The organism is Okeania sp. SIO2B3 (assembly GCF_010672525.1).
Classification (GTDB): domain Bacteria; phylum Cyanobacteriota; class Cyanobacteriia; order Cyanobacteriales; family Microcoleaceae; genus Okeania.
Window position 1 is genome coordinate 1 of record NZ_JAAHGH010000223.1, and the last position, 2,559, is coordinate 2,559.

General features: G+C 36.8%; 2 protein-coding genes. Both read left to right on the plus strand.

The features are described 5' to 3' along the window. The first annotated feature begins 50 nt into the window (after positions 1 to 50). Positions 51 to 725 (plus strand): plasmid pRiA4b ORF-3 family protein, encoded by a 675-nt coding sequence (locus F6K15_RS37740; protein WP_293071203.1) that lies wholly within the window; start codon positions 51 to 53, stop codon positions 723 to 725. Next, entirely contained in the window at positions 722 to 2,113 is a 1,392-nt protein-coding gene (locus F6K15_RS37745; protein ID WP_293071205.1) for an ISKra4 family transposase, read from the plus strand. Before F6K15_RS37740 ends, F6K15_RS37745 begins: the two co-directional genes overlap by 4 nt. Positions 2,114 to 2,559 lie beyond the last annotated feature (446 nt).

The following is a 2,559-nucleotide window of genomic DNA, read 5'->3' on the forward strand; positions in this document are numbered from 1 at the left end:
GGAGAGTGAAAAAAATCGGGGGAGATGACAATATATGGTAATATGGACAAATGTCTAATTACTCCGAACCCGTTATCTACCAACTCAAAGTCGTACTACTGGGTATTAGTCCGATGATATGGCGTCGCCTACTCGTCAAAAGCGACAGTACCATAGAAGACCTGCATTATATCCTCCAAATTGCAATGGGATGGGAAGATATCCACCTTCATTATTTCACCATTCATGGTCAACAATATGGAGTCAGCCAACTAGGGGGTATAGACTTTCACACAAATGCCAGCCTCATCAAACTTAGTCAATTTAGATTTCAAAAAAAAGAGAAATTTTTATATGAATATGATTTGAGTACCTCTCCCGCGCTGGGAGTATGGCGACATTGGTGGCAACATCAAATCCGAGTAGAAGCCATTCTCCCACATGAACAGAATCAGACACTTCCAATTTGTATTAGTGGAAAAGGCATTTGTCCACCAGAAAATTGTGGTGGAGCTTGGGGTTTTATGAAAGCCAGAGATGAATTTTCAGTTCACAAGTTCTTAGAACTTTTAAGCTCCTTATTAGAAGATAAAAATATAGAAATAGATAGAGAAGAAATAGCCCAACTACAAACATGGCTTAAGGTTTACCAAAATAAATTTGACCGTCAGCTAGTCAATAAACGTTTAAAGCAATATAGTCAAGGAGACAAAGAATCTATATTATTTAAACAGGAGATACTGTGAAAATCAAATTTCAAGTAGTAGTAGAATCAGATGATAGTCAGCCACAAATTATTCAAGAAATAACAGAAATTGAGCGAAGTTATTTACAACCAGAAAACCTCGGACTAAGCTTAACAGAAGCTAAAACATTACTAAAAAAAGTTCAACAAACTTTAGTAGAACAACAAATAGCAGAATATGAACATCAACAGAATTCATGTCAGCATTGTCAAAAAAAATTATTGCATAAAGACAAGCGAACAATTGTTTATAGAACTCTATTTGGTAAATTAAAACTACCATGTAATCGATTATTTCACTGTAGCTGTCAGAAACATTCAACCCGAACATTTCAACCATTAGCTAACTTACTCAAACAAAGAACATCCCCAGAATTGTTATATTTAGAATCAAAATTTGCCTCTTTAATGTCCTACGGACTTTCTGTCAAACTATTAGAAGAATTACTACCCATAGAAGGACAAATAAATCCTACAACTGTACGTAATAACGTACACAAAATAGCTCAACGTCTGGAGAATGAATTAGGAGATGAAATTGATACATACATCGAAGGAACTCCCAGAGATTGGGAACAATTGCCACGTCCTGACTTGCCGTTAGTTGTAGGAGTAGATGGAGGGTATGTTCGTTACTATGACAAACATAACAAGAAGGCAGGTAACTTTGAAGTTATAGTGGGCAAGAGTATCAAAGCAGATAGTACCTCCAAACGCTTTGGCTTTACTTATAGTTATGACGATAAGCCAAAACGTCGTATATTTGAAGTTTTGAAATCTCAGGGTATGCAACCTCATCAACAAGTAACTGTAATCTCAGATGGTGATGAAAAAATCCGTGAATTGTTATGGGGTTTAAATCCATCCACCGAACATATTTTAGACTGGTTTCATATTACCATGCGTATTACTGTAATGAATCAGATGGCCAAAGGTTTAACTACTAAAGACTTCAAGCTACGAAAGTCAATTAAGGAAGATTTAACGAGTGTTAAATGGTATTTATGGCATGGCAATGTTTATAAAGCATTGCAATTGATTCAATATTTATTAGATGACACTTGGTTTTTAGCTAAGGGTGAGCGCAAATCATGTCCGGTAGCTCTTAAACTCTACGATATGATGGAAAAATTTCATACTTACATCAGTAATAATGAAGGACTGATTCCTAATTACGGGGAACGTTGGCGGTATGAAGAAAGTATTTCCAGTAGTTTTGTCGAATCAACGGTTAATCAAGTGATTAGCAAGCGTATGGTTAAAAAACAACAAATGCGATGGACTCCACAAGGCGCTCATTTACTGCTGCAAATACGAACGCAGGTTCTCAATGGAGAGTTGAAGGAGAAATTCCAGCATTGGTACTCAGGAATTCAACTCAACAGGTGAATCAAGTTAACCTGCTGTTGATGCAGTTTAAAGGTGAGAGCAAAATAGAATAGTTCTTCGTGCAATATATAGCAACCGCCAACTTTTCACGGCTTTGTTGGTCAAATTGTGGTGGGTAGATAATAAGAGTGAACCACTTGCTTGAATGGGGCGCTCGGCAGTAATCGACTCCTAATCGTCTGTTAAGTCTGTACGTCATGCCACACAAGCTTTGTAACTACATCCGCCATGTAGATACACGCACTCAACACTCACTTTTCAGAGAAAGAGTACTACTAATACTCTTTTGTTATGGGAAATTTTTCTGGCATTAATATATATTAGAGTTGTTGGGAAATAAGGTAAAATGGTTCAAGCAGAAATTGGCCAGAAGAATGCTAAATATTGAACGAGCCTTAAAACAAGATAGGTTACTCAGAGCATTAACAGGATTAAACCGTAAAGCA